Annotated in this window: 20 protein-coding genes and 1 pseudogene; 10 read left to right on the top strand and 11 right to left on the bottom strand. The window is 68.1% G+C overall.

Translation table 11 applies throughout. The features are described 5' to 3' along the window. Positions 1-13: 13 nt before the first annotated feature. The 3 genes from EXW95_RS13615 to EXW95_RS20355 all read right to left on the bottom strand — a co-directional run bounded on the left by EXW95_RS13615 (position 14) and on the right by EXW95_RS20355 (position 4648). Positions 14-304: a hypothetical protein gene (locus EXW95_RS13615; protein ID WP_174367897.1), complete on the bottom strand. Its 291-nt coding sequence runs from the start codon at positions 302-304 to the stop codon at positions 14-16. Between the two features lie 16 nt (positions 305-320). Continuing rightward, positions 321-1196: a hypothetical protein gene (locus tag EXW95_RS13610; protein WP_174367896.1), complete on the bottom strand. Its 876-nt coding sequence runs from the start codon at positions 1194-1196 to the stop codon at positions 321-323. Positions 1197-1306: 110 nt separating this feature from the next. Next, positions 1307-4648 (bottom strand): DUF4157 domain-containing protein, encoded by a 3342-nt coding sequence (locus tag EXW95_RS20355; RefSeq protein WP_217449198.1) that lies wholly within the window; start codon positions 4646-4648, stop codon positions 1307-1309. Between the two features lie 188 nt (positions 4649-4836). Here EXW95_RS20355 and EXW95_RS13600 point away from each other — a divergent pair, with 188 nt between their 5' ends. Together EXW95_RS13600 and EXW95_RS13595 are read left to right on the top strand one after the other, a co-directional pair. Beyond that, positions 4837-5475 (top strand): DUF47 domain-containing protein, encoded by a 639-nt coding sequence (locus EXW95_RS13600; protein ID WP_174367895.1) that lies wholly within the window; start codon positions 4837-4839, stop codon positions 5473-5475. An 8-nt stretch (positions 5476-5483) separates the two neighbouring features. Continuing rightward, complete coding sequence (locus EXW95_RS13595; RefSeq protein ID WP_174367894.1) at positions 5484-6479, top strand: inorganic phosphate transporter; 996 nt, start codon at positions 5484-5486, stop codon at positions 6477-6479. Between the two features lie 71 nt (positions 6480-6550). On the opposite strand, the gene EXW95_RS13590 is transcribed toward EXW95_RS13595, so the two are convergent. Together EXW95_RS13590 and EXW95_RS13585 are read right to left on the bottom strand one after the other, a co-directional pair. Next, complete coding sequence (locus EXW95_RS13590; RefSeq protein ID WP_174367893.1) at positions 6551-6739, bottom strand: hypothetical protein; 189 nt, start codon at positions 6737-6739, stop codon at positions 6551-6553. Positions 6740-6755: 16 nt separating this feature from the next. After that, the gene (locus EXW95_RS13585; RefSeq protein ID WP_174367892.1) at positions 6756-7190 is read right to left on the bottom strand and encodes a response regulator; all 435 of its coding nucleotides are present in this window, start codon (positions 7188-7190) and stop codon (positions 6756-6758) included. A 149-nt stretch (positions 7191-7339) separates the two neighbouring features. On the opposite strand from EXW95_RS13585, the gene EXW95_RS13580 reads away from it, so the two are divergent. Then, positions 7340-8551, top strand: coding sequence for an ATP-binding protein (locus EXW95_RS13580; RefSeq protein ID WP_174367891.1), 1212 nt, complete (start codon positions 7340-7342; stop codon positions 8549-8551). Here the strand turns inward: EXW95_RS13580 and EXW95_RS13575 are convergent. From EXW95_RS13575 to EXW95_RS13565, 3 genes and pseudogenes are all read right to left on the bottom strand, one after another. Beyond that, positions 8538-10438, bottom strand: a pseudogene (locus EXW95_RS13575) (alpha-amylase family protein). The gene EXW95_RS13580 and the pseudogene EXW95_RS13575 overlap by 14 nt on opposite strands. A gap of 146 nt (positions 10439-10584) precedes the next feature. Beyond that, positions 10585-11421, bottom strand: a complete 837-nt coding sequence (locus EXW95_RS13570; RefSeq protein ID WP_174367890.1) for an alpha/beta fold hydrolase — start codon at positions 11419-11421, stop codon at positions 10585-10587. Positions 11422-11623: 202 nt separating this feature from the next. Next, a complete protein-coding gene (locus EXW95_RS13565; protein WP_174367889.1) occupies positions 11624-11887 on the bottom strand; it encodes a DUF2171 domain-containing protein in 264 nt (87 codons plus the stop codon). 149 nt (positions 11888-12036) lie between these two features. Between EXW95_RS13565 and EXW95_RS13560 the strand changes: the two genes are divergently transcribed. Genes EXW95_RS13560 through EXW95_RS13550 form a run of 3 tightly spaced genes read left to right on the top strand, consistent with a single transcriptional unit; the run spans position 12037 to position 14454 of the window. Then, positions 12037-12486 carry a hypothetical protein gene (locus EXW95_RS13560; RefSeq protein WP_174367888.1) on the top strand — a complete coding sequence of 150 codons (450 nt, stop codon included), beginning with the start codon at positions 12037-12039 and terminating at the stop codon, positions 12484-12486. Between the two features lie 46 nt (positions 12487-12532). After that, positions 12533-14017 (top strand): proline--tRNA ligase, encoded by a 1485-nt coding sequence (proS, locus tag EXW95_RS13555; RefSeq protein ID WP_174367887.1) that lies wholly within the window; start codon positions 12533-12535, stop codon positions 14015-14017. Positions 14018-14040: 23 nt separating this feature from the next. Next, positions 14041-14454, top strand: a complete 414-nt coding sequence (locus EXW95_RS13550; RefSeq protein ID WP_174367886.1) for a GNAT family N-acetyltransferase — start codon at positions 14041-14043, stop codon at positions 14452-14454. 61 nt (positions 14455-14515) lie between these two features. Here the strand turns inward: EXW95_RS13550 and EXW95_RS13545 are convergent, their stop codons facing one another. After that, on the bottom strand, positions 14516-16741 hold the full coding sequence (locus EXW95_RS13545) for a glycerophosphodiester phosphodiesterase family protein (RefSeq protein ID WP_174367885.1): 2226 nt from the start codon (positions 16739-16741) through the stop codon (positions 14516-14518). A gap of 178 nt (positions 16742-16919) precedes the next feature. Between EXW95_RS13545 and EXW95_RS13540 the strand changes: the two genes are divergently transcribed. From EXW95_RS13540 to glgX, 3 genes are all read left to right on the top strand, one after another. Then, positions 16920-17900 carry an ABC transporter substrate-binding protein gene (locus EXW95_RS13540; RefSeq protein ID WP_174367884.1) on the top strand — a complete coding sequence of 327 codons (981 nt, stop codon included), beginning with the start codon at positions 16920-16922 and terminating at the stop codon, positions 17898-17900. Between the two features lie 82 nt (positions 17901-17982). After that, positions 17983-18804 (top strand): hypothetical protein, encoded by an 822-nt coding sequence (locus tag EXW95_RS13535; protein ID WP_174367883.1) that lies wholly within the window; start codon positions 17983-17985, stop codon positions 18802-18804. A 251-nt stretch (positions 18805-19055) separates the two neighbouring features. Next, entirely contained in the window at positions 19056-21173 is a 2118-nt protein-coding gene (gene glgX, locus EXW95_RS13530) for a glycogen debranching protein GlgX (protein ID WP_174367882.1), read from the top strand. 89 nt (positions 21174-21262) lie between these two features. Here glgX and EXW95_RS13525 read toward each other — a convergent pair whose 3' ends face one another. Both EXW95_RS13525 and EXW95_RS13520 read right to left on the bottom strand, forming a co-directional pair. Further along, positions 21263-22351, bottom strand: coding sequence for an App1 family protein (locus tag EXW95_RS13525; protein WP_371810066.1), 1089 nt, complete (start codon positions 22349-22351; stop codon positions 21263-21265). A 74-nt stretch (positions 22352-22425) separates the two neighbouring features. After that, positions 22426-23247 (bottom strand): MerR family transcriptional regulator, encoded by an 822-nt coding sequence (locus EXW95_RS13520; protein WP_174367881.1) that lies wholly within the window; start codon positions 23245-23247, stop codon positions 22426-22428. A 99-nt stretch (positions 23248-23346) separates the two neighbouring features. On the opposite strand from EXW95_RS13520, the gene EXW95_RS13515 reads away from it, so the two are divergent. Continuing rightward, positions 23347-24018: a glycerophosphodiester phosphodiesterase gene (locus EXW95_RS13515; RefSeq protein ID WP_174367880.1), complete on the top strand. Its 672-nt coding sequence runs from the start codon at positions 23347-23349 to the stop codon at positions 24016-24018. Positions 24019-24034: the final 16 nt, after the last annotated feature.

The raw sequence follows: 24034 nt of genomic DNA, 5'->3' as shown, positions 1-24034 counted from the left end.
CCTTCTCATTCGCTCACGCGACCGGCGTCGCCCGCAGGTAATCCAGAATGCCTTCCACATCCGACGGCGCCAGGTTCTCCAGCAGCCACCCCGCATCCACCCGCTCCGCCTGCGCCCGCGCGTTCAACACCTGCGCCAGCACCTCCAGCACCGCGTCCATCAACTCCACCTCAGTCCCACCGTCACCCGCACCCGCCAGCAGACGCTCCTCCGAAAGCGACAACGGCAACCCGGAAAACACCAGACCATTCACCTCGAACGGCGCCCGTTCATTCAACTGCCGACCAAACTTCACCTGAGTCATACAAATCCCCTCCCAGTCACGCGCGCGGCAGCGGCTGCCCACGCACGAACGCTTCCCTGGCCGCCCGCAACCACGCATTCTCCGGCGCGTCCTGCACCGTCGTCAGGTAATCCAGCAGCGCATCATGAATCGCCTGCAACTGCGCCGTGAACAGATTCAAAGCATCCGTCTCCGGCGACACGTAGAACTTATTGCAGATCAGGAGTCGCTCCCGGTCAATAAGGAAACAGATCTGCCGGTGACGCAACGCCACCCCGTTGATCAACTCCAGAATCTGCTCCCGGTACTCGTCGTACAACCCCTCGTAATCACGCAGATCATAGGAAATGATGATTTCCTGGCTGTTGTCCGACTTCTGCAGTCCCAGGGGCAACCCGCCAGTATCGAACGAGATGTAATGGCCAGCTTCCGATGTGACCCGGTCGCCCTTGATGTTCTTCATGAAATGCGCGAACGCCTGCCAGGACGTACCATACGTCTTTCCATTCAGATACGGTCGGAAGTGGCCTCCAAATTGCTCAGGCTTCATTTGGTAGATGGAGATAAGAACATGGTCAATAGCTTTTTCAACCGTATCTAATGGGTCGCCCTGGTGCTTAAGCGAGACTTCACGGCTAATCAAAAAACTGTTGTTGATATTTAAAATTCCGAAATACTGGTCGAATTCCCCTAAACCATCGAGAGCCTGGGAGGTATAACTGGATGGCATTAGAATTGTAAAACTTAGATTATCGTTGTTTATTTTAATATTAATCTCTCTGTTTTCCTTTTTAATAACTATTCCATCTGCATTCTTTATTATTTGATAACTCATTTTAATCGCAAAGGATTCAAAAACCTCTATAGGCCTTCCAGAAAATTGGCTAGGCAGATCTTTTGGCTGGCCGAACATCCCTCTGAAGATACTTCTCAAGCCCCTCACGCTCCTCTATGTCAACTTGTCGATGTATTAAATTACTCAACTCAAATAAAATATCACTCAGAAAGAATCAAATCTGAGTTTTATTTGCTATCACCGCTATCCGCCTGTGCCACTTCATGGATGTCGCCGCCAAATGTGTTGCCCAGAATCGACCCGGCTTGCTTTACAGCAAGGTCAAAACCAATCGCACCCGGAAGCATTCCCGATTTGCCCCACAGTAATTCCGGAGATATTCCCACAACACCTTGAGCTGCGGCCTCTTTATACGTTGCGCTGTTAGAGAATTCGCCCAATGTCTTCTTTGCGGCGCCAGCGACATTAGATTTTGCACTTTTCTGCGTGTTTGCCTTGACGTTCTGGGAGAATTTGAGTCCTGCGAATTTCACCAGTTCTTCGCTGATACTGCCGGCCAGGGTGCCCAGTCCGCTGGCCGCGCCGCCTGCGAACGCCGAGAAGTGCAGGTTCAACTTCTGCGCGACATTGCCAGCGACCAGCCTTGGGCCCATGGTGGCCAGATTGAGCACTTTGCCCGGCAGGGTGCTGGCGCTGCCGAAGGCCACCTGCTTCACTTGCCGCCCGATGCCCCGGAAAGTCTCGCCGTACGCCGCGCGCCGCAACTGGGCGTTGGCCTTCCAGGCCGCGGCGATCAGTTCGTCGGGTGAATTGGCCTTCAGTTCGTTGAACAGCGCCGTCTGAAGTTTGCGGGTGCTGGCACCGGGCATGTTCAGGCGCTGCCGGGCCAGAATCTTGCCCATAGGGCCGCTCAGTTGCGCCTTCACACGCGCGCGGGCCACCTGATTGACAGCTTTCTTCAGAATGTCCGTTCCGGCCAGCAGGGTCGCGGCGTCCCGCTGGGCCATGCCCCGCCAGCCCGCGTTGCCGAGCATGTCGCCCCTGATTCCGGCGCGCACTTCAGTCGAAATTGCACGGTTGTAGGTCTGTACGCCCTGCCGGGTGGCTTGCCAGATGCGCGCAGCCTCTTGACGCGTTTGAGTCCAACTGCTGGCCAAAGCGGTGGGACGCGCAGCTGTCGCCTGAGCAATACGTCTCCCCATCTGACTGAAGCCCGTTCCAGCGTATTTCCCGGCGATTTTCAGGCCGCCGCCGGCGTATTTGGCGGCGCTGCCGACGAGGCGACTGGCGGCGCCGCCGACGATGCGGGCGGCGGGGCCGAGGGCGACGCCCAGCGCGCCGTCGATGAGCATGGTGGTGGGGGTGATGCCGTGAGTGAGTTTGCGTCCAGCGTACTTGTCATCGCCGGACTCGCGCAGCACGTAGTTCTCGGCCACGCTTCCGGCGACGCCGCTGGCGACTCCGGCGGCTGCCAGGACGAGGGGCAGGGCAGCGCCGCCGGTGCCGACCACGGCGACGACCGCGACGCCTGTGGCGATGGCCGCGCCGAATTTGGCCAGGGTGGCTTTGCCCTCGGTGCTTTTCATCCACGCCCAGCTTTTCTGGATGCTCTGGCCGACCTTGCTGTGTTTGGCCTGCTCGAATTTCCTGGTGGCCCAGGCCATGGCTTCCTTGCTTCTCTGGACGACGCTGACCATGGCGTCCTTGCCGAGGCTGCTGATGTCGCGGCCCAGTTGCGTGACGGGCAGGGTGATGCGCTGTCCGGCCTGCGCGAGTCGGTGGAGTTGCTGGGCCCGGTAGGCGCGGTCGGTGGTGAATCGCTTCAGGTTCCCGCCGACCTTCACGAGGCCGCTGACCATGGGGGTCTGCGTGAGGCGGGTCAGGGTCTTCTTGCGGTAGGTGGGGTCGCTGGTGAACCTGCGGACGCTGACGCCCAGTTGCCCGAGGTTGTGGGTGGCGGCGGTGGCGGTGCGTCCGATCCTGCCCAGGGTGGCCTGCGCGCGGGGTGGGAGGCGGCGGGCGGCGGCCTGGAGGGTCTGCTGGGCGGCCGCGCGGGCGCGCTGCGCGAGGTGGGCGCGGCCCTGGGCAGTGCCGAGGGTCTGCGCGGCCTGCCGGGTGCGGGTGGCAGCCGCGGTGATGACCGTCCGGGCGCGGGCCGGGAGGCCGTTGGCGACCTTGAGGAGCTTCTGCACCTGTGGGGCGCGGCGGACGACCTGCGTGGCGCGGCTGACGGTGGCCTTGACGCGCGTTTTTCCTTTCTGGATGGCGGTCTGGACGCTGCGGCGGATCGGCGCGGGCACGGCGCGCTTGATGGCGTTCAGGGCGGCCTTGCGGGCGGCGGGCTCGCGGATGGTGCGGATGACCTGCCTGACGGCCTTGTTCGCTTTCTCCTTGAGTTTCCGGAGGTGGTGCAGGGGGTTGGCCCAGCGCTGCACGGTGGGGGCAGCGGGTGCGGTGGGATTGAGGAGGGCCGCGCGGGGCCTGGGGGTGTGTTTCGTGCCGAACTGCGGCCCGCTCTGCGCGAGCTTCGCGCCCATGGTCCGCGCTTCCGCTTCCAGTCCGGCGTCCGGGTCGATGCCCCGCCCGACGCGCCCCTGGCTCTGCTGCACCGTGTGCGTCACCTCGTGCGCCAGCAGTTCCAGCCCGCCCCGCGTGTTCGGGTCGAACCGTCCCGACCGGAAGAAGATGTCCGATCCAGTCGTGAACGCCAGCGCATTCACGCCCTTCGCCAGCTTGTCCGCCTCGGCGTCGTCGTGAATCCGCACGCGGCTCAGGTCATGGTTCAGTCCCTGTTCCAGGTGCCGCTGGATCGCCTCCGGGAGGGGGTTCCCCGCTCCCCTCCGCGCCTGGATGCGCTGCAACACGGGCTGCGTCGCCTCGGCGTCCAGTTCGGCCAGCTGGCGTTGCAGAGAGGACAGGGTGTCGAAGTTCAGCGCCGCCTGATCCTGCGCCATCTGCCGTTGCAGGGCCTCATCCGTTGCGCGCTGAAGAGCCAGTCGCTCGGCCGGGGGCACCATGCCGAGCACCACGCGGGAGACCGGGGCGCTCAGCGCGTGGCGTTGCAGCGAGGCCAGATGCTCACCGTACGTGGCGTAGCGGGCGGCGGGCTCGCCCCGGTCCGCGCGGAACCCCTGTCCGAGGGACTGGGCGACCTGTCGTTGCAGGGTCTGGAAGTCGCCGAAGGTGCGGGTGTCCAGCCGCTGACCCTCGACGCTCTCGGCGCGGTGGCGCATGACGGTGACCCAGTCGGACGGCGTGACGGGCCGCGCGGGGACGGGTGTCTGGGCATGGCGCTGCACCGGCTGGAGTTCACCCAGGGCGGTGACCTGCTGCTGCACACTGGCGCGGACACCCGACAGGCGATCCTCCTCCTGCCGCTGGAGAGTTGCGGCGCGCAGGACGGACTGGGCGGCCTGACCCTGCGCGCGGGTGGGTGTGCTCAGGAACCGTTGCATGGGCGCGGCCGCGCGCTGCACAGCAATCTCGGCTGGCTCTGGGCTGGGGCCAAGCCGGGTCCGGTGCGCGGCCCGGCGGTCCGGGGTCCGGGAGCGGTGCTGGAATTCAGCCATGAGCGGCATGATACGGGGGATCGCCGCATTACTGTGCCGCAGGTCAGCAGAGTGGGATTGGTGTTTGGGGAACGTGAAGTGTACTGTCTGTACGGTGCGGGAGGTGACCACGGTGGCCCTCCCGCCTGACTTTGACCGCCCGGGCTGACAATCCCATGACATTCGGGTGGAGAATCGGGAGGATTGTCATGGTTCTGTCTAAATTCATGCCCAGCAACCCCAAGTTCAGTGAGAAGTTCACGGCCGCCGCCCGCAACGCGCACGCGACCGCGCAGGCCCTGGTGGACCTGCTGGAGAACTACACCGATGTCGACGCGAAGGTCCAGCGTGTGCGTGACCTGGAGCACGAGGGCGACCGCCTGAGCGCCGAGGTGACCAGCCTGCTGGCCGAGTCGTTCATCGTGCCCTTCGACCGCGAGGACATCATCGCCCTGAACGACGAACTGGACGATCTGGTGGACGACATGGAGGACGCCGCGCGCAAACTCAGCCTGTATGGCGTGGAGGCCCCGCTGCCCGCCATGGCGAAACTGGCGCGCGTGGTCGAGCAGCAGTGCGCGCTGCTGGCGCAGGGCATGCCGATGATCGAGCAGGGCGGCAAGGTGCAGGAACTGACCCGCATCGCCCGCGAGATCCGCGCGCTGGAGGATCAGGGCGACACGATCAGCGACGAGGTGCAGCGTACCCTGTACCACGGCGTGAACGACGTGCAGGGCATGATCCGCGCCATGCGCGGCGGCGAGATCGTGGCGCTCATCGAGGACGCCAGTGATCAGGCGCAGCGCGTCGCGAAGACTGTCGAAAGCATCCTGCTGAAGAACGCCTGAGGACTGGTGTGGACACTGCACTTCTCAGCCTGATCGTCATCGTGACGCTGGCGTTGATCTTCGACTTCATCAACGGCTTCCACGACACCGCCAACGCGATCGCCACGTCGGTCGCCACCAAGGTCCTGACCCCCGCGCAGGCGATCGCCATGGCCGCCGTGCTGAACGTGGTGGGCGCCCTGGCGGGCACGGCGGTCGCCAAGACGATCAGCAAGGACATCATCCCGCAGGACTTCGCGACGCTGCACCTCGTGGGTGCCACGCTGGTCAGCGCCATCGCGTGGAACCTCTTCACGTGGTGGAAGGGCCTGCCCAGCAGCAGCAGTCACGCGCTGGTGTTCAGCATGGTCGGCGCGGGCGTCGCGGCCGGCGGCTGGGGCATCATCATCCCCAAGGGCGTCAAGAAGACCCTGATGGGTCTGGTGTACTCCCCGGCGCTGGGTTTCATCGTGCCGATCCTGCTGTTCCTGCTGATCTCGTGGCTGGTGCTGCGCTGGATGAAACCGCGCGTCGTGACCCGCACGTTCCGCACGCTGCAGATCTTCAGCGCCGCGTTCATGGCCTTTTCTCACGGCGGGAACGACGCGCAGAAGACCATGGGGATCATCACCTTCGCGCTGGCCGCGTACACCGGCACGCAGATCGAGACGGTGCCGCTGTGGGTGATCCTGTCCGCCGCCGCCGCGATGGGCGCGGGGACCGCCATGGGCGGCTGGCGCATCATCAAGACCATGGGCTTCAAGGTCGTGGACCTCAAGCCCGTGGACGGCTTCATCGCCGAGACGAGCGCCGCGCTGATCATCGACGGCGCCAGCCGACTGGGCATCCCGGTCAGCACCACGCACACGATCAGCACCAGCATCATGGGCGTCGGCACCACCAAGGGCTTCCGGAAGGTCAAGTGGCAGGTCGCCGGGCGCATCGTGCAGGCGTGGATCTTCACGATTCCCGTGTGCATCGCGCTGGGCTGGCTGGTCCACAAGCTGATCCTCGCCGTGCTGTAAGCGGCGCGGGGCAGGAAGAAGGGAGAGGCCGCGTCGCCTCTCCCTTTCTTCAGTTCTGGTGGGCTGGTCTTTCAGGGTCGCCGGGGGGTGTTCCCGGCCCGGCGGACCGACGCGAGGAGTTTCGCGACGCTGCGCGCGACCTCGGCGGCGTCGCGGCGCACGTCGGGGTCACGGCTGAGGTGCGAGAGGCGTTCGGCGGCGCTGCGGGCGGCGCGCAGCAGGGTCTCGGTGGGGATCAGGGTGCGGCGGGGCGCGGGCATGGGAACCTCCGGGGGGTCAGGAACCGAGTTCCTCCAGGCTGGGCAGTTTCACGAGGCCGCGCCAGTACGCCTGGATGGTCCCCAGCACCTGGGTGTACTCCTGGTACGTGCCGGGTTTCAGGACGTACCCGCTGGCCTGACCGTCGTACGCGCGGTGGATGTCCTCCGGGTGGTCGGAGGTCGAGAGGACCAGCACAGGGATGGAGCGCAGCGCGGCGACCTGCTTGGCCTGCGCCAGGAAGTCGTGGCCGTTCATGACGGGCATGTTCAGGTCGAGCACGATCAGGTCCGGTCGGGGCTGGGGCGGGCCGGTCAGGTGGTCCAGGGCGGCCTGGCCGTGCTCGACGTGGGTGACGTGAATGTCCGGGGCGACCTCGGTCAGCATGTCCTGGAACAGCTCGGCGTCAGCCAGTTCATCCTCGACGAGCAGCAGCGTGAAGGGGCGCGACATCGCTTCACCTTAACGCTTCCGGCGGGGGCGCGGATGGGATGCTTCCCCCGGTCGGCGGCGCGGACGGCCTGCTAGGCTGGAAGCATGACGCGCCGCGCATCTGGCCTACCTGCTCCTGATTCCAGGGTGTGGGCCGGATCGTGGACGCCGTGAGCGCAGCGGCACCTGTGCGGTTCGTCGCGGCGGCGTTCGACGCGCTGGCGGCCAGTGTCGCCATTCTGGACGACCGGGGCGTGATCCTCACGGTCAATGACGCGTGGCGGGACTTTGCACGCCTGAACGGTGGAAACAGCGGCGAGGGGGTCAATTACCTGGAGGTCTGCGACGCCGCGCAGGGTGAGGACCGCGAGGACGCGCAGAAGATCGCGGCGGGCATCCGCGCGGTGCTGGCCGGTCATGAGACGCTGTTCGAACTGGAGTACCCGTGCCACTCGCCGCACGAGGACCGGTACTTCATGGCGCGCGTGACGCCCTTCACTCAGGATGACCGGCGGTACGCGGTGGTGGCGCACGAGAACATCACGCGCCGCAAATCGGCGGAACTGGAGGTCCTGCGGCTGGCCCGCGAGCTGGAGGCCCGCGTGGAGCGACGCACGCGGGAACTGGAGGACAGCCGCGCGGTCCTCGCGCAGCAGAACGCGCAACTGGAGGACCGCAATCAGGCGCTGGCGCAGTTCGCGTACGTCGCCAGTCACGACCTGCAGGAGCCGCTGCGGACGCTGGGGGCGTACGCGGACATCCTGCGCCACCGCTACGCCGGGAAGGTGCTGGACGAGCGGGCGGACACGTACCTGCTGCGCATCACGGAGCAGGTGACGCGGGCGCGGCAGCTGGTGCGGGACATCCTGACGCTGTCGAACGTGGCGTCGCAGCCGCCCCTGCAGCCCCTGGATCTGGGGCCGCTGTGGGACGAGGCGGTACGGGGGCTGCCGTGGCCTTCGCAGGCGCAGGTCACGCGGAGCGAGCTGCCGCGCATCGAGGGCAACCCGCCGCAGGCGCGGCAGCTGCTGCAGAACCTGCTGGGCAACGCCCTGAAGTTCCGCGCGGCGCGGCCCCTGCAGGTGCACCTGAGCGGCGTGCTGACCGAGGACGGCACGCAGGTACAGTTCACGCTGCGCGACAACGGGATCGGGATCGCGCCGCAGCACACCGAGAAGGTGTTCGTGATGTTCCAGCGGCTGCACACGCGCGCCGTGACCGGCGGGAACGGGATCGGGCTGGCGGTGTGCCGCAAGGTCGTCGAGCGGCACGGGGGCCGGATCTGGCTGGAACCTCAGGAGGAGGGGCTGCAGGTGCACTTCACGCTGCCCGCCGAGGGTCACCCGCCGCGCGTGCCGCCCGTGCCGGTCACGCCCGCGTGAGCCACAGCGCCCGGTAGGGCTCCAGCACGACCGGCTGCGCGCCGAAGCTGAAGGCACTCCCGGCGACGTGATCCACGGCGTGGTCGCCCAGCACGTCCCGCAGGACGTGGGCGGGGAACTGGATGGTGTGCTCGCTGAAGTTGTACACGCCCAGGAACGTGCCCATCGGGTGGTCGCGGCGCAGCAGCAGCACGCACGGGTCGGGGCTGGGCAGCGCGCGACTCTCGACGCTGGCGTGCAGGTGCGGCAGCGCCCGGCGCGCGTGGATCAGGTGGCGCAGCCCGGCGTTCACGCGCCCGTGCGGGGTCGTGGCGTCGCGGGCGGCGTCCTGCGCGCGGGTCCAGTCCATGCGGGGGCGGTGCACCCAGCGGTTGTCGGCGGCGTGCTCGGGCGTGTCCGCGAAGGCGTGGTCGTTCAGCAGGGCCAGTTCGTCGCCCATGTACAGCAGCGGCACGCCCCCGAACGCGAGGATCACGGCGTGCAGCAGCAGGATGCGCCGCACCGCGTGATCCACGGCCTGCGGCTGGCCGCCGTCCAGCGCGACCTCCAGCCCGGCGAGGCTGGCGAGCGTCCCGCTGATGCGGCGGTCGCCGGTCTGCGGGTTGAACTGGAACACCAGCCCGCGCGCGAACGTGCCCGGGTGCTCGCCGCTGTAGAAGTCCGACAGGAAGTGCCGGTGCCCGGGCCCGCTGAGGCCCACGGCGTTCGTGTCCGCGTCGCTGATCGCCCAGCCGATGTCGTCGTGGCAGCGGACGTACACGCCCAGGTGGTGTTCGTGGGTTTGGGCGGGAAGGCGGACAGCGCCTGCGTGATCAGGCGGGTGTCGCGGCTGGCGAGGCTGCTCCAGAGCTGCACCATCAGCGAGTTGTGGTACGCCATGTCACTGACCTTCCCGTGGTGGTCCCCGGTGCCCAGGTAGTGGATCAGGTCGTCGGGCGCGACGATCGCCTCGGCCTTGAAGGCCACGGCGGGCGCGACGATGCGGGCGCAGGCGCGCAGCGCGCGGGTCAGGTGGTGCACCTCGGGCTGGTTCTGACAGTCGGTGCCCAGCCGCTTCCACAGGAACGCGATGGCGTCCAGCCGGAAGACCTCCACGCCCCGGTTCGCGAGGTGCAGGATGATGTCCACGAACTCGCGCAGTACGTCCGGGTTGGCCCAGTTCAGGTCCCACTGGTACGTGTTGAAGGTCGTCCACACCCAGCCCTGCGCGGCGTCGTCCCAGGTGAAGTTACCGGGCGCGAAGTCCGGGAAGACCTCCGGCAGCGTGCGCTCGAAGGCGTCGGGATCGGTCCGGTCGGGGAAGATGTGGAAGTACGCGCGGTAGGTGGGATCGCCCGCGCGGGCCTTCGCGGCCCACTCGTGTTCCTGCGCCACGTGGTTCAGCACCAGGTCGAGCACGAGGCTCATGCCGCGCGCCCGGAGGTCGGCGGCCAGCGTGGACAGGTCGTCCATGCTACCCAGGTCGTCCCGCACGGCGCGGTAGTCCTGGACGGCGTACCCGCCGTCGTTCTCGCCGGGCCGGGGCTTCAGGAGCGGCATCAGGTGCAGGTACGTGACCCCCAGGTCCTCCAGGTACGGGAGGTGGCCCTGCACGCCCTTCAGGGTGCCCGCGAAGCGGTCGGTGTACGCCACGTACCCCACCGTGTCCGGCCGCTGAAGCCAGTCGGGGGTGAGCAGTCGCGCCTCGTCCAGCCGTTTCAGGTCGGCGGGGCGGGTGTGGTAGGCGTGCAGCATGACCTCCAGCAGCTGCGCCAGCAGGGGTTCGGCCTGCTCGCCGTAGGCCGCCTGGAGGCTGGCGAGGAGTTCCGGGCCGTAGCGGTCCAGGCGCAGCGCGAAGGTGTCGGCGTCGCGGTCGTCGTCGAAGGCGGCGCGCAGCGCCCCGGTCATCAGCGTCCGGGAAAGGGCAGGTTGAGGCATGGCCCCATCAGCATACCCAGATTTTGGAACTGTTTCCAAGATGGGGGGTGTCCCCTCCCCCACCAACGCAAAGGGCGGCCCGGCACCCGGCCAGACCGCCCCCGATCAGTCGTAGCTCAGCGGGCCACGAAGTCCAGCAGGATCTTGTTGAACTCGTCGTTGTGCGTGGCATTCAGGCCGTGCGGCGCACCCTTCATCACGTGCAGTTCAGCATTCGGCTGGTACTGCGGCACCCGCTGCCCGCTCGCTTCCAGCGGCACGATCTGGTCCTTGTCGCCGTGCACGACCAGCGTCGGCACGGTCAGTTTCGCCAGATCAGCGCGGAAGTCCGTCTCGCCGAAGGCCCGCACGCACTCCTGCGTCGCCACCGGGGACGCCTGCAGGTACATCATGGCCGCGAAGTCCAGGAACTCGTCACCCAGCTCCCTACCGTTCTCGTCCCAGTTCAGGAACTTCTTCGTGAACCCCGCCAGGAACTGCGGGCGGTTCTGCGCCACCTGCTTCACCATGCCCTCCACGTCCTCGTGGGTCATGCCGCCGTCGGGGTTGTCCGCCGTCTTCAGCAGGTAAGGCGCGACGGACGCGACCAGCATCGCGCTGCGCACGCGCTCCGTGCCGTACAGCCCCGCGTAGCGGCTGACTTCTCCCCCGCCCATGCTGAAGCCCACCAGCGTCACGTCTGTGAGGTTCAGTTCTTCCAGCAGGTCCTTCAGGTCACTGGCGAACACGTCGTAGGTGTACCCGGTCGCGGTCTTGCCGCTCTGGCCGAAGCCGCGGCGGTCGTACGACACGACCTGATACCCGGCGTGGCGCAGCGCGTCGATCTGCCCTTCCCACATGCGGCCCGACAGCGGCCAGCCGTGGATCAGCACGACCGGACGGCCCTGGCCGTAGGTCTCGTAGTACAGCTCGGTCTGCGGGGCGTGGGCGTGCTTTGTCTGAATCGTGGGCATGGGGACCTCCAGGGGTCGCGTGAATGAGGTCGTGTGACGTTGAACCGTTCCGCTCACCAACCTAAGCCCCCACCCCGGCCCCTCCCTGAGGCGCACCTTCAGGCCCCCTCAGCAACACTTCAGCGCACCTGAACCTTCCAGGCGGGCACGAAAAAAGCGGCGTGACCTGCTCGTCACGCCGCCGGGGGTTCAGCAGTCGGGGTTACGCGATGGCGCTGCGCTCCACGTTCAGGTACACCGCCACGTCATCCACACTCTCCACCTGATCCAGGCTCAGGTAGTGGTGCTGCCCGTCCGCGCTGTCCGACTTCGTGAGCTTCACGCGGTCACCGTCCATGTGATCCACGGTCCCGACGTGCTCACCGTTGACGTCCTTCACCTGAAGGTGCTCGCCACCCTGCTCCAGGCGGGCCTTCACGGACTGGGCGATGTGGTCGCTGATCTCTCCGGCGTTCATCTTCGTCATGCGGGCAGTCTGGGCCGCGAACATGGCCCCCCCATGACAGGACCATTCAGATCAGCCTGACCCGAGCTTGAGGGAAGCGTCATCCGCCGTCAGCCCGCTCCGCCAAATCTGTGCGGACGCCGTGAACGACGGTGATCTAGCATGGTCGGATGCGCCTTCACCTGCCGCCGTTGCTTCTCGCCTCCCTGCTGTGCGGCGCCGTGTCGGCAGCGTCCGCCCCCGCCGCCCAGAGTGTCCTCGGCGCCGGGCAACGCTGGCAGGTGACGGTCGAGACGACCCCGGCCGCACCCGTCACCCTCGATCTGAAGGAAGCCATGACCATTCCGGGGATCGGCCTGCTGCTCCAGACGGTCAACCGGCAGCAGGGTGTCCTGTACAGCAAGGGCAACGCGAAGGCGAGTCCACCCGTGCCGGAGCATCTGCGGGTGGAATGGGTGGGGACGCCGTATCCACTGTGCGTGATCCTCAGACCGTCCGGGCAGACGACCCTGAAAGCCTTCAGCGGCTTCGCGTTCCACACGCTGAACGAGGCGAACGCGTACCTGTCCCGCGGCACACCCGGCGCCGCGCCGCGCTGCACCTTCGCACGCGTGAAATGACCGTCACACCCTGACCAGTCCCCGGCGCCCGGTATCATGCGGGGCGATGACGAAAGACGGCGGCAAACAGGACAAGAAGGCGCAGCAGTACGGCGTGACGCCCCAGAGCGTGGATTTCAACGACTGGTACAACGAGGTCGTGAAGAAGGCCGACCTGGCCGACAACAGCCCGGTGGCGGGGGCGATGGTCGTGCGCCCGTACGGCAGCGCGCTGTGGGAGAACATCCAGCGCTGGCTGGACGACAAGTTCAAGGCGACGGGGCACGAGTCGCTGATCTTCCCCACGCTGATCCCCATGGGCTTCATCACGAAGGAAGCGGATCACGTGGAGGGCTTCGCGCCGGAGCTGTTCACGGTGAACAAGATCGGCACGGAGGAACTCGCCGAGCCGTACGTGATGCGCCCCACGTCCGAGACGATCATCGGGCACATGTGGAGCGGCTGGCTGAACTCCTACCGTGATCTGCCTTTCCTGCACTACCAGTGGGGCAGCGTGTTCCGCGCGGAGCTGCGCACGAAGGCGTTCCTGCGCACGAGCGAGTTCTTCTGGCACGAGGGTCACACCGCGCACGCCGACGAGAGCGAGGCGCGCGGCGAGGTGCGGCAGATGCTGGACATCTACCACGAGTTCTGCCGGGACGTGCTGGCCCTGCCCGTGGTGCGCGGCGAGAAGACCGCCAGCGAACGCTTCGCCGGGGCGGTCGCCACGTACTCCATCGAGGGCATGATGCGCGACGGGAAGGCCCTCCAGAGCGGAACGTCACACTACCTGGGGCAGAACTTCAGCCGGGCGTTCGACGTGAAGTTCCAGACGCGCGAGCAGCGCGAGGAGTTCGCGCACACGACCTCCTGGGCCATTTCCAGCCGCATCATCGGGGCGATCATCATGACGCACGGCGACGACTTCGGGCTGATCATGCCGCCCCGCATCGCGCCCATTCAGGTGGTCGTGATTCCCGTGGGCCGCAAGGACAACTTCGACCAGATGGTGGAAGAAGGCGAGAAACTGGCCGCCGAACTGCGCGCCCAGGGCGTCCGCGTCAAGGTGGACAAGCGTGACGGCGTGACGAACGGCTTCAAGTACAACGACTGGGAACTCAAGGGCGTACCCGTCCGCATCGAACTGGGCCCCCGCGACCTGGAGAGCGGCGTGGTCGTCGTGAAGAACCGCAACGGCGACGAGAAGGAAACCCTGCCCCGCGCCGAGGCCGTGAGCGGCATGACCGCGCGCCTGGACGGCATTCACGACTGGCTGCTGGAACGCGCCACGAGCTTCATGCTGGAGAACACCGTCACGGTGGACACCTACGAGGAGTTCAAGGCCGCCATCGAGGCGGGCAAGTGGGTGCGCGCCTTCCACTGCGGCGACCCCGAGAGCGAACGGCAGATCAAGGAGGACACCAAGGCCACCGCCCGCAACGTCCCCCTGGACGACGCGGAATTCTTCAACGAGGCCGAGGAGGGCGTGTGCGTGCACACCGGCCGCCCCGCCGCGTACGGCAAACGCGTGATCTTCGGCCGTCAGTACTGAGGATGGAGCTCCGCCCCGCCTCTGTGGCTGATCTGCCTGCCCTGGCCGACGCGTTCTGCGCGACGTTCGGCGCGGCGCCCTGGAACGAGGCGTGGACGGACGAATCGGCCCGCGCGGCCCTGAGTGACCTGCTCGCCACGCCCCGGAGTGCCGCGCTGGTCGCCTGGGACGGGGACGTGTGCGTGGGGGCGGTGCTGGGACGCGATCAGGTGCGGGATTCGTTCCTGTCGCACGAGGTGCAGGAGATGTTCGTGCGGCCCGAACGGCAGCGCGGCGGGGTGGGCCGGGCGCTGCTGGACGCGCATCTGGCGGCCGCCGGGGCGCGTGGGGTGACGAACGTATCGCTCCTGACCGCGCGGGAGTCACCGGCCGAGGCGTTCTACAGCCACCTCGGGTTCCGGCGGGCGGGGCGGATGGTGCTGCTCGTCCGGCCCTGAAGCAGCGCGGCAAGGGCAGGAGGCCACCCAGATTGACCGGGTGGCCTCCTCCTCTGTGGGTTCAGCGTCCGCCGAGGTTCGGGGCGAGGTTCAGGGGCTCGTCCAGGCGCAGCCACAGGAACTGCGTGTCGTCCTTCACGCCGGGGCCGCGGCCGCCGGTGGCGGGGTAGTTGTTGTCGTTGGCGATCAGGAGGGTGGTGGGGTTCAGGACGATGATGTTCTCGATGGTGACGTACGGGAAGGTCAGGGTGCCGCCGCGCGTGTCGGGCGCGAGGCCCTGCGGGTCGGCGATGTTCATCAGGTCGGCGATCAGGGTCTTCTGGAAGGTGCCGTCGGCGTTCAGGCGTTTGAGGTCAATGAGGTACACGCGTTTGTTGCGGGCGTCGGTGTGGACCTTGCCATCGCGTTCCAGCACGAGGTACTGGGTGTCGTTGACGGTGGCGAGGTCGCCGATGGCGTCGCTGCCCGCGTCGAGGGCGTAGCGGCCCGCGAGGCTCCACTGCCGGGTGGCGAGGTTCAGGGCGTTCAGGCGCAGCTGGCCGGGCAGGTCGCCGGTGACGGTCTTTTCCAGCAGGCCGTACAGGGTGGTGCCGTCGGCGCTCAGGGCGAGGCCCTCGAAGCCGCCGCTGGCGCCCAGGGTGGCGTCGGCGCTGCTGGTGCCCTGCGTGAAGGCGGGGTGCTGGGGGCTGCGGACCTCGGGGGCGCTGACCTGCGCCACGACGCGCGCGCCGGTGGCGGGGAAGTCGGTGAAGAAGCCGTCCACGCCGGCGCGCAGCAGCTGGCGCATTTCCTCTTCGGGGTTCCCGGCGTACGTGGGCAGCAGGTAGGTGGGTTCGCTGCGCAGCGTCCAGGGGTGCACGAGCAGTCCGGCGGCGTGCGCGCGGGTGACGAAGTCGGTGGTGTCGCCCTTGTCGGTGATGATCCAGCGTTTGGTGGGGCCGACGCCGCTGGCGTACGTGGCGAGGTCACGCAGGCCCTCGGGGGTGGTCAGGGCGTCGTACCGGCGGGTGTCGCCGCTGGCGGTCCAGTCGTAGGGGGCCTCGGCAGGGCCGCTGACGAGCTGCACGAGCGGCAGGGTGACGCCCGCGGCGGGCATGATGCGGGTCTTGAGGTCGCGGAGGTTGGTGGTCTCGAACGACTGGATGAACACGCGGGCGGGGTCGGTGAACTTCTCGCGGGTCAGCGTGTCGATCAGCAGCTGGCCCGTGTCGAACCCGGCGGCTTTCATGTAGGTGGGGTGTTTCGTTTCGGGGTAGATGCCGACCTTGCGGCCGGTGCGGGCTTCCGTGTCGCGGACGAGCGCGATGATCTCGGCGAGGGTGGGCACCTCGAAGCGGCCGTCGAAGGCGCGGCCGCGCAGCGCGGGGAGGCGTTCCACGGCGCGCAGGGTCTTCAGTTCCGCCAGGGTGAAGTCCTCCACCCAGTACCCGGTGACGCTGGTCCCGTCGAGCGTCTTGGTCCGCACGCGGTCTTTGAACTCGGGGCGGGTGGCGACGTCGGTGGTGGCTTCCGTGACCTTGCCGTCCTTGTCGAGGACGACCATGACGGGTTCGTGCCGGGCGACGAGCACGCCGTCCTTCGTGACGACGAGGTCGGGTTCGATGAAGTCCGCGCCGCCCTCGATGGCGACCCGGTAGCTTTCCAGGGTGTGTTCGGGGCGGGTGCCGCTGCTGCCGCGGTGCGCGACCACGATGGGGTTCTGGCCGCGCAGGGTGGGCCGCCCGTGCAGGTTCGGCGTGGGAATGGGGGCGCCCAGCAGGCGGCCGTCGGCGCTGAAGTGCAGCAGGTACGGGCCGAACTCGTCCCCGATCCACAGGGTGCCGTCGGGGGCGATCACGAAGCCTTCCGGGTCGAAGTCCGCGCCGGTCAGCAGTCGGTCGGGGGTGGCCTCGTTCACGATCTGCCACGGCACGCGGCGGTCCGGGTCGCGCAGGTTGATGAAGCTGCGCACGCCGACCTGCCCGGTCCCGGCCTTCGCGGCGGTGTTCGGCGCGACGCTCAGGCGGTACAGGCGCAGGAGGTAGTCGGCGCTGTTGTTCTTCGCGCCGAAGCCGTTGTCGCTCAGGAACAGGTACTCGCCGCCTGCCGTGAACTGCACGCCGCTGAAGCCCTGCACCGGCTGCCCCTGGAAGCGGGTCTGGCCGCGCAGGCCGCCGTTCCAGGCGCCGCTGGCGGGCCCGTCGGCGAGGGTGTCGGCGGGCAGTTGCGCGAAGCCGATGAGGGTGGCGGCGTGCGCGCCTCCCAGCGAGAGGGTCAGGGCCAGCAGGGCGGTCTTCAGTCGTCGCATGTGCCGTTCACCCTCGCGCCCGTCGGTCAGCGGCGTGTGCGCGCCCGGTCAGGGAGCGGTCAGGGGCGGGCAGGCCGCAGGGTGATGAGCTGGAGGGTGATCCCCGCGCGGGGTCTGGGTTCTGCCGAAATCCAATCTAGTTGACAAGTTTACTCAACTGGTCTGCTATCCTGGGGCCATGAAGCGTGCCCTCCTCCCCCTCCTCACCCTGACCCTGATCGCCAGCGCCAGCGCCAGCGCGCAGCAGGCGAAAGAACTGCGCCTGGGCGTGTTCCCGAACGTCACCCACGCCGCCGGACTGGTCGGCGTGCAGCGCGGCCTGATCCAGAAGAACCTCCCGGACGGCGTGAAACTGGTCGTCAAGGAATTCGCGAACGGCAGCCAGATCAACGAGGCCTTCGCGGCGGGCGCCATCGACGCCGCGTACGTCGGCCCCGGCCCGGCCATGAACGCCTTCATGCGCGGCGTGCCCATCCAGGTGTACGCAGGCGCCGCGAACGCCGGAGCGGTGCTGGTCGCCCGCAAGGACAGCGGCGTGCGGAACGTCAAGGGGCTGGCCGGGAAGAAGGTCGCGGTGCCCACGCGCGGCAGCACGCAGGACATCAGCCTGCGGCACCTGCTGCACGAGAACGGCCTGAAAGCCACCGACGAGGGCGGCAACGTCAGCATCATCCCCATCGACCCGGCGAACATGCCCGCCGCGTTCGCCGCGAAGCAGGTGGACGCCGCGCTCGTGCAGGAACCCTGGGGCGCCGTGATGGAAACCCAGGGCGCGAAACTGATCGTGAACGAGAAGGGCATCTGGGAGGGCGGGAACTACACCACCACCGTCCTGACCGTGAACACGAAGTACGCCGCCGCGAACGCCGAGACCGTCAAGGGCCTCCTGAAGGGGCACCTCGCCGCGATCACCTACATCAAGAGCAGCAACGCCGGCGCGCAGAAGGCCGTCGCCGAGCAGATCTACGCGTTCACCGGCAAGCGCCCCAACACCAACGAGCTGTTCAAGGCGCTGGCCCGCACGCGCGTCACGTGGGACATCAACCTGAAAACCCTCGCGGAGTACGCGCAGCTGAACAGGGAGGCGGGCTTCGCGCGGGACGTGCCGGACCTGAACCGCTTCGTGAACCTGGACCTGATCCGCAGCCTCGCGAAGTAAACAGGCTTCGTCCGCGCCGCCCCTGACGTCACCGGGGGCGGCGTGCGCCCTTTCTGGTGCGGGTGCACTACACTGGGAAGCTATGACGGGGCCAAAGAAAGGTTCACGGGGCCGAGCCCCAAAACGAAACACCGCGCAGGGCCGGGGCGGCGCGACGCGCGAAACCACCCGCCCGGCGCGTGAGCGCAGCGAGGGGAGCCGCAACGACTCGCGCGGCGACAGTCGTCCCGTGCGCACCGAGCTGAGCGGCACCGGCGGGCCGCGCCGCAGCTCGAGCCGCAGCAGCGACTCCCGCACGGGCGGGGCGAAGTCCGGCGGTCCCTTCGGTGGTACGCGGACCGGCGGGTCGAAGAGCGGCGGCAGCGGCGCACGCGGCGGCACGAACCCCGCCCGCCGCAAGCCCGGCGAGGCCGCGCAGGGCAGCGGTGAGGGCCGCACCTCGGAGGGCCGCGCGGGCAGCCGCCCCGGCAGCGGGCCGCGCCGCGCCGCGCCGCCCAAGGTGAAGAAGGCCCTGCCGGAACTCAAGCGCGTGCAGCTCGACGCGCCCGCCCCGGACACGGTCTTCACCGACCGGGACGGCGAGAAGATGACCTTCCCGGACAGCAACCTCAAGCGCGTCGCCGCGAAGATCCTGACGGAGAAGAACAAGGCGTGGCGGTACCGGCCGTTCTCGTTCCCGCTGTTCACGGACCGCGGCGGCGAGCAGACCTTCCACTTCGACTTCTACATCTACGACTACGAGGACAGCGTCATCCGCCTGATCCTGGTCGTGCCGTTCGAATCGCGCGAGGTCTGGGACCGGGTGGGCCGCTTCAAGCGCCAGTACCCGATGTACACCTACGAGCTGTGGACCCCGGAGAAGCTGTACCGCCTGAGCGGGCCGCGCGGCCGCCTGGAGTTCTGATCCAGGCCAGCTTGACGCCCCGCTAAAAATTCCCTCATCTGGGAGCCTCTGGCATCTGCGCGGAGGCTTTTTCGTTTGTCATTCTGCGTCCGGGAGGCGGTCGGGAGCCCGTGAGCCGCATGAGAGCCCTCTTGGGCTTCGCTTGGGTTTGTGCCCGTGGCTGTGGTCTGCGCGGGGTGGTCTGGTACCGTTTCCACGTTCCGGGCGGCGCTCCCGCGCCTGCCCCGCCACGAAAGGAGAGCGCACCTCTGATGACCACCACTCCCCCCCTCCGCCCCGGCCGCCCCTACCCCCTGGGGGCCACGTGGGACGGCAAAGGCACCAACTTCGCCCTGTACTCCGAGAACGCCAGCGGCGTGGAGCTGTGCCTGTTCGACGAGCAGGGCAACGAGACCCGCGTGCCGCTGCGCGAGCAGACCGCGTTCGTCTGGCACGGCTACCTGAAGGGCATCCAGCCGGGGCAGCGCTACGGGTACCGCGTGCACGGCGAGTACGCGCCGGAACGTGGCCTGCGCTTCAACCCGAACGTGGTGCTGCTCGACCCCTACGCCAAGGCGCTGGACGGCACCGAGCAGTTCGACCGGGGCGTGTTCGGCTACGTGCCCGGCGGAGAGGACAGCGTCATGCAGGAGGAGGAGCAGCGTGGCGCGCCGCTGGGTATCGTCGTGGACCCCGCATTCGACTGGGGCGACAGCCAGAAGCCGGACGTGCCCTTCCATCAGTCCGTGATCTACGAGGCGCACGTCAAGGGCCTGACCATGACCCACCCGGACGTGCCGGACGAACTGCGCGGCACGTACGCCGGGATCGCCACCGAACCCATCCTGTTCTACCTGCGGGAACTGGGCATCACCAGCCTGGAACTGATGCCCGTGCATCAGCACGTGGATGATCCCTTCCTGCTCGACAAGGGCCTGACGAACTACTGGGGCTACAGCACCCTGTCGTTCTTCGCGCCGGACGTCCGCTACAGCGCCGAGGCGCGGCGCGGGAACCCCGCCGGGGCCGTGGACGAGTTCAAGCAGATGGTCAAAGCCCTGCACGCCAGCGGCATCGAGGTCATCCTGGACGTGGTGTACAACCACACCGCCGAAGGGAACCACATGGGCCCCACCATGTCGTTCAAGGGCATCGACAACCCCACGTACTACCGGCTGGTCGCCGAGGACCCCCGCTTCTACTTCGACTACACCGGCACCGGCAACAGCCTGAACGTCCGCCACCCGCAAACCCTGCAGCTGATCATGGACAGCCTGCGCTACTGGGTGACAGACATGCACGTGGACGGCTTCCGCTTCGACCTCGCCTCGACGCTGGCGCGCGGTCTGCACGAGGTGGATCAGCTGTCGGGCTTCTTCACGATCATCCACCAGGACCCCATCATCGGGCAGGTCAAGCTGATCGCCGAACCCTGGGACGTCGGCGAGGGCGGCTACCAGGTCGGGAACTTCCCCGTGAACTGGGCCGAGTGGAACGGCATCTACCGCGACGACATGCGCGCCTTCTGGAAGGGCGACGGCGGACTGGCGTCCGAGATCGGGTACCGCCTGACCGGCAGCAGCGACCTGTACCAGAACGACGGCCGTAAACCCTACGCGAGCATCAACTTCGTGACCGCGCACGACGGCTTCACGCTGCGCGACACCGTCACGTACGAGCAGAAACACAACGACGCCAACCAGGAAGGCGGCAACGACGGCCACAACCACAACATCACCTGGAACTGCGGCGCGGAAGGCGAGACGGACGATCCCACCATCAACGCCCTCAGGCGGCAGCAGCAGCGGAACTTCCTGGCGACCCTGCTGCTCGGGCAGGGCACGCCGATGCTGCTCGGCGGTGACGAGATCGGCCGCACGCAGGGTGGGAACAACAATGCCTACTGCCAGGACAACGAGATCAGCTGGTACGACTGGTCGAGCCTGGACGAGGAGCTGCTGGCGTTCACGAAGAAAGTCATCGGGCTGCGCAAGGCCCACCCGTCCCTGCACCGCCGCAAGTTCTTCAGTGGCCGCACCATCCGCGGTGAGGACGTGCGTGACCTCGTGTGGCTGCGCTTCGACGGCGAGGAGATGAGCGACGAGGACTGGAGCAACCCCCAGACGCAGAGCATGGGCATCTTCCTGGACGGCGACGGCCTGGACGACGTGGACGAGCGCGGCGAGCCGCTGCTGGACGACCACCTGCTGCTGCTGCTGAACGCCTCGCACGTGGACCTCCCGTTCCGCCTGCCGGACCTGGCCGGGTGCCAGGAATGGGAACTGGAACTCGACACCACCGACGACCACGCGAGCGGCACCGTGAACGCCGGTGAGGAAACCAACCTCGCGGCGCGCAGCGTGAAGCTGTACCGCTGCCCCAGAAAGTAACGACCCGATAAAAAGAGGCGGCCCGCATACTGGGGCCGCCTCTCCTCTGTTCCTGCCTTTCCTACTCCCTACTTCCCACTTCCCACTCCTCAGGTCTCGTAGCTGCGCGCCACGCTGGTCAGGACGCTGCGGTACTCGCCGGGCGTGATCAGGCCCATCGCCATGGCGTGACTGGCGGCGTTCAGGCTGTCGGCGGCCAGCACGAGGTCCACGCCGGCCTTGCGGACCTCCTCGCGGAGTTTCAGGACGCCCTCGTCGCGGTGCGCTTCGGTCACGTCGCGGATGTACACGGCCAGCACGCGGCCCGGGTGGCGGTGCACGACCTCCGCGTAGATTTCGGGGTCCTTCTCGCCGCTGTCGCCCACGAGTACGAAACTCAGGTCCGGGAAACGCTGGAAGATCTGCTCGATCACGCCGTGCTTGTACCCGCCGTGCCCGCCGAGCAGGTCCATGCCCCAGTTGCGCAGGAACAGCGGCCCCAGCGGAATGCGGCGGTAATCCAGGAACTGCCACAGCAGGTCGAAGAAGTTCCAGGGGCTGCTGCTCACGTAGAAGATGGGGTTGCGGGCCTCGCCGTCGCGGGTCAGCGCGCGGTACAGGGCACCCACGCCGGGGAAGGGCAGCCGCGTGCGGGCGTTGCCGGTCAGGACGGTGCTGAGCATGCGCGGCACGCTGGTCACGTCCGACTGGATGACCGTGTCGTCCAGGTCGCTGATCACGCCGAAGCGGGCGTCCGCGACGACCTGCACACGGGCGCTGGCCTGCACGTCACGCCCGTCGAGTTGCAGCGGCACCTGATGCCACCCGCCGGGCAGCGGGCCGGGCGGCGTGAACTCCAGCGTGAAGTACCCGTCGCTGTCACTGACGGCCGCGGCGCGCTGGCCGTTCAGGACGCCGCTGACGGTCACGCCGCCCACCTCGCGGGAGAACAGGCGGCGCAGGACGTTCTGCGCGTTGCGCAGGCGGGGGTCGGTGCGGCGCGCGGGCGCGACGGTGCGGGGCAGCAGCACCCGCCCGCGCAGTTCCACGCGGCTGGGCGTGCCCCAGCCCACGTACGGCTGCAGCAGCAGCTTCCCGCGCGCCCGGCGGGGCTGCACGTACCCGCTGAAGGCCCGGTCGGCCGTCTGGGCGGCCCGTTCCAGCAGGGGCAGCAGCGCCTTGAAAGCAGTCTTGAACACCCGCCCAGTGTAAGCGGCCCCCCACCCGGCCGGGGCGAGGGGGTCCTTGGGGCTTCGCTGACGTTTGGGACCCGTCAGGGTGCGGGCTGGTACGGCCACGCGACATCACCGACCGGCTCGCCGGGCGCGGCGCCATCCCAGTCGTAACCGTAGACCTCGCGCGGGGACAGCGTGCAGGTGCCGTGCGCGGTGGCGTGGGCGCAGGTGGCGTCGTACGCCGCGAGAATCTGCGGGAACTCGAACTGCTCGCGGGTCAGAGCCAGGAAGGCCTCGTGCCGGGCGGGCTCGACGCGCAGGGCGACGTTCCCGCCGGGCGTGACCGCACCCGCGTACGGCACGCAGATCTCGATGGGGCCGTCGCTGTCGGCGTTCACCTCGCCGTGAAAGATCACGAACGGCGCGCCCGCCACCGTGCCCTGTGCGGCGACGTGGTCCAGCAGGGTCTGCATCCCGCCCTGAATGGCAGCGGGCAGGTCCGCGACGAGCACGTGACGGGTCAGGGTGGCGACGTTCTGCTGCGGCTGGAAGCGGGTCTGGACGGGGGGCAGGGTCATGGGGGTCTCTCCTTGCAGGTGGGCGATGAGGTACAGGGTCAGGTCGCGCCGCTCGCGGTGCAGGCGGTCCAGCCGGGCGAGGTGGGCGCGCAGCGCGGCGGGCCGCTCCGGGGCGGGCGTGTCCAGCAACAGGCGGATGTCGTTCAGGGGCAGGTCCGCGCGGCGCAGCAGGCCGATCAGCCGGGCGTCCGCGAGCTGAGAAGGCTCGTAGCGGCGGTACCCGCTGCCTTCATCCACCTGAGCGGGGCGCAGCAGGTTCAGGTCGTCGTACAGGCGCAGCGCCTTTGCGCTCAGGCCCGCCGCCTGCGCGAACGCGCCGATGGTCATGAGTGTGGGTGTCATGGGCGAACCTCCGGAGGTGCCTCCAGCGTGCGCCCTGCCCCTGGGGGAAGGTCAAGGGGGAGGCCACGCCCCGGACGTGGGGGCGGTAGCGTGGCGGGGATGACGCCACTCCTGCTGGGCCACCGGGGCACGCCTGCCCTGCACCGCGAGAACACCCTGACCGGCTTCCAGGCCGCGCTGGACGCCGGACTGGACGGCGTGGAACTGGACGTGCGCCGCCTGGGCGACGGGACGCTGGTCGTGCATCACGACGCGCAGCTGGAGGACGGCCGGGCGCTGCCCACGCTGCGCGCCGCCGAGCTGCCCGCCTTCGTCCCCACACTGGATGCCGTCCTGGCCTGGGCGGCGGACAGCGGGGCGTTCGTGAACGTGGAACTCAAGCACGAGTCGGCCCGGCCCGACGACCGGGTGGGCCGCACGCTGGACGCCATCCGCGCGCACGGCCTGACCCGGCGCGTGATCGTCAGTTCGTTCATGCCGACCCTGCTGCGCGCCGCGCGCGACGCCGCACCGGACACCCCGCGCGGCCTCCTGACCCACAGGCCGTACCCGCCGCTGCTGGTGCGCGCCGTGATGGCCTGGACGGGCAGCGCCGCCCTGCACCCCCACCACGCCCTGATCGACGCCGCCCTGATGGACACCGCGCGCCGACGGGGCTGGCAGGTGAACACCTGGACCGTGAACGACCCCGCCGACGCCGCCCGCCTGAGCGCACTGGGCGTGCACGCCCTGATCGGGGATCACCCGGACGTGCTCCTGACCGTGCGCTGAGGGGGGATCCTGTCTC

The sequence above is a fragment of the Deinococcus sp. JMULE3 genome, from assembly GCF_013337115.1.
Classification (GTDB): Bacteria; Deinococcota; Deinococci; order Deinococcales; family Deinococcaceae; genus Deinococcus.
This window is presented reverse-complemented; position numbering and strand designations above follow the sequence as displayed.